Genomic DNA, 3,721 nt, shown 5'->3' on the forward strand with positions numbered 1-3,721 from the left:
AATTTTGTGCAACTGCTACATAATACCGTACAAAAGGGTGTTAAATTTTGTACAAATACAACGTTATATTACATATTTCCCTATACTTGTGATCCTTATCACAGCTTAAAAAGCAAAGTTAAACTATACTCCAAAAATCTGATTGAAATGGAGCGATTACTATGACAACGCAATTTATTTTAAATGATCACCCACATCGCCGTTTTAATCCGTTGAAAAATCAATGGATTTTAGTTTCACCACATCGCGCTAAACGCCCGTGGCAAGGGCAACAAGAAGAGATCGTGGCAGAAGACAAACCAAGTTATGATCCAACTTGCTATCTTTGCCCAAGCAATAAACGGATTACCGGCGAGCAAAATCCGGCATATAGCAAGCCGTTTGTGTTCAAAAATGATTTTTCCGCCTTGTTACCGGATACACCAGCACCAGAAGCAAATGATGACCCCCTTTTTCAAATTTCTCACACGCAAGGGGAAAGCCGTGTGATCTGCTTTTCGCCTGATCACAGCAAAACCTTGCCACAATTAAGCGTTGAAGAAATTTCGCAAGTGGTAGACGTTTGGCAAGAGCAGGTTGGCGAGCTAAAACAACGTTATCAATGGGTGCAACTTTTTGAAAACAAAGGAGCAATGATGGGTTGCTCTAACCCTCATCCGCACGGGCAAATCTGGGCAAGTAATTTTCTACCGAATGAATTAGCCACAGAAGATGAATGCCAAGCCGATTATTTTGCCAAACATCAACGCCCATTATTGCTCGATTACGCTCAACGAGAGCTAGAAAAAAAAGAGCGTATTGTCGTAGAAACCAAAGACTGGATTGCCGTTGTGCCTTATTGGGCCGCGTGGCCATTTGAAACACTGTTATTGCCAAAAGCGAAGCAGTTTAAATCGATAGAAGAGCTTAATCCGGCAGAAAAAGAAGATCTCGCGTTAGCCCTAAAAAAATTAACAACACGCTATGACAACCTGTTTAACATCAGTTTCCCTTATTCAATGGGCTTCCATTTTGCACCGTTTAATGGCAAAGAAAATGCGCATTGGCAACTCCACGCCCATTTTTACCCACCGCTTTTACGTTCTGCAACTGTGCGTAAATTTATGGTGGGTTATGAAATGATGGCAGAAAGCCAACGAGATCTTACCCCAGAACAAGCGGCAGAAAGATTAAATGCCGTGAGTGATGAAGTGCATTATAAAGATAAATAATCAGTATTATACTGAGCTTGCACAAATACCAGATTTTCGTTGTAGGGGTGGGGTTTATCCCCACCCGAACGGTAAATGTATTTTTCGGGCGGGGATAACCCCCGCTCCTACGAAATCAAAAGTTTGTGCAATTAAGAGGAATATACTATGACCCCAATCGAACTTTCTCAAATCCAATTTAAACAACATTATGGCGAAAACGCCGAGCAAACCATTTTTGCCCCTGGTCGGGTAAACATTATCGGCGAGCATACAGATTATAACGATGGCTTTGTGATGCCTTGTGCGATCAATTATGGTATGGCGGTAAGTATCAAAAAACGCAATGACAGTCGTTGGCGAGTTTATGCCATTGATATTCAAGAACAAGATGAATTTGATTTGAGCCAACCTATCGAAAAAAGTGAACATAAATGGGCAAACTATGTCCGTGGTGTTGTGAAATATATTCAAGCAAAATGCCCGAATTTCCAACAAGGTGCAGATATTGCGATGACAAGTGATGTGCCGATGTCATCAGGTTTAAGCTCTTCTGCCGCTTTAGAAATTTCTATCGGGAAAACCTGCCAATGGCTTGGCGATTTACCCCTTTCATTGGCGGAGATCGCCTTGATCGGGCAAGAAGCTGAAAACAAATTTGTCGGAGCAAATTGCGGCAATATGGATCAACTTACCTCTGCATTGGGGCAAAAAGATCATTTAGTGATGATTGATTGCCGCTCTTTAGAGATTACGCCAACGCCTGTGCCACAAGGTTATGACATTGCTATCATTAACTCAAATGTGAAGCACGATTTAGTTACCGGCGAATATAACAGCCGCCGCCAAGAGTGTGAACAAGCCGCAAAATTCTTTGGTGTGAAAGCCTTACGTGATTTGAGCGTTGCGGATTTTCTTGCCAGAGCCGAAGCATTGAAAGCAGAAAGTGAGTTAGCTTATAAACGTGCGAAACACGTGGTAACGGAAAACCAACGTGTGTTAGATGCAGTCGCTGCCTTGAAAGCCAATGATATGGAAAAATTAGGCGAGTTAATGGCGCAATCTCACGACTCAATGCGTGATGATTTTGAAATTACCATTCCGGAAATTGATTATTTGGTGGAATTAGCCCAAGTCGCTATCGGCAAAAAAGGGGGGGCAAGAATGACCGGCGGTGGCTTTGGTGGTTGTATCGTATGCCTTGTGCCTCACGAAAAAGTCGAAGCACTCCGCCAATTGATTGCAGACAATTACGAAAAACAAACGGGAATTAAAGAAACTTTCTACGTTTGCACCGCAAGCGATGGGGTGAGGGTGGTTTAATTCCCATCTTACTCTCGCCCGCTTGCGGGAGAGAGACAGCCAGCGAACGTCTAGTGAGCTGGCAGAGAGAGGGGGAAGCGGTCATTTTTTCAAAAAATTTTATAAATTCCCCTCTCCCTCCGAAAATTCTAGGAATTTTCTCCACCCTCTCCCGCAAGCGGGCGAGGGAAATTAAGGAGCTGTTATGCAACTTATCACACTTGAAAACAAATATCTTAAATTAACCCTTTCTCCCTTTGGGGCATCTTGGCTTTCTTGCATTGTAAAACACCCAAAAGGCGAGCGAGAAGTTTTGGTTACTACCTCTGCAAAAAATTGGCAAAAACAGACCGCTTACTTTGGGGCAACCATTGGGCGTTATGCCAACCGCATTGCTAATGCACAATATCAACTAAACGGAAAGACTTACCAACTGGCAGCGAATAACGGTCGCAATAATCTACACGGTGGTAATGTGGGAGCGGATAAAGTGGAATGGGAAATCCTAAGCCAAAGCCCACAAGCGGTTAAATTTGTCTATTATTTTGCAGATGGCGAAGAAGGATTTGGCGGAGAAGTTAAAACGACTGTGGAATACAGCCTCAATGACGACTGTCTTGATGTTTACTTTTCGGCGCAGGCTTCGCAAGACACCCCTCTTTGCTTGACCAATCACGCTTATTTTAATTTAAGTGGCGAACCTACAATTAAACATCATCGCTTGCAATTAAATGCGAGCCATTATTTACCGGTCGATGAAAATGGTACACCCAATAAGCCTTTACAATCGGTGGAAGGGACAAGTTTTGATTTCCGCCAAGCAAAAATCATCGGCAAGGATTTGCTGAGCGATGCCGATCAACAAAACGTAAAAGGCTACGATCACGCTTTTCTTATTGCAAAAAAATTACAAGATTTTACCGCTTGTCTAGCAGTGGAAGATTTAACGCTTAAATTGGATACCAGCTATCCAGCCATTCAAATTTACACGGGCAATTGGCTAAAAGGACAACCCAATATGCAAGCGGGCGAATATGAAGATTATGCCGGTATTGCGTTAGAACCCGAGTTTTTCCCCAACAGCCCAAATCAGCCGGAATTGGCAAAATTTGGCGGTATTTTAAAAGCAAATGAGCCCTATAACCATAAAATAAGTTATCAGTTTATGTTCTAAAAATTTGCGGTATTACGTAGCAGTTGTACAAAAGTCAATTTTAGGAAAATTTATG

At 42.5% G+C, this 3,721-nt stretch carries 3 protein-coding genes; all 3 read left to right on the forward strand.

Going from position 1 to position 3,721, the window contains the following annotated elements:
• The first annotated feature begins 161 nt into the window (after positions 1 to 161).
• Entirely contained in the window at positions 162 to 1,211 is a 1,050-nt protein-coding gene (galT, locus tag AM305_RS05000; RefSeq protein ID WP_005823656.1) for a galactose-1-phosphate uridylyltransferase, read from the forward strand.
• Between the two features lie 147 nt (positions 1,212 to 1,358).
• Positions 1,359 to 2,513, forward strand: a complete 1,155-nt coding sequence (gene galK, locus AM305_RS05005; RefSeq protein WP_005823658.1) for a galactokinase — start codon at positions 1,359 to 1,361, stop codon at positions 2,511 to 2,513.
• Between the two features lie 184 nt (positions 2,514 to 2,697).
• Positions 2,698 to 3,666: a galactose-1-epimerase gene (locus AM305_RS05010; protein WP_005823660.1), complete on the forward strand. Its 969-nt coding sequence runs from the start codon at positions 2,698 to 2,700 to the stop codon at positions 3,664 to 3,666.
• The last annotated feature ends 55 nt before the right edge of the window (positions 3,667 to 3,721 follow it).

Origin of the sequence: Actinobacillus minor NM305 (genome assembly GCF_000175195.1) — a bacterium.
GTDB classification, from domain to species: domain Bacteria; phylum Pseudomonadota; class Gammaproteobacteria; order Enterobacterales; family Pasteurellaceae; genus Haemophilus_A; species Haemophilus_A minor.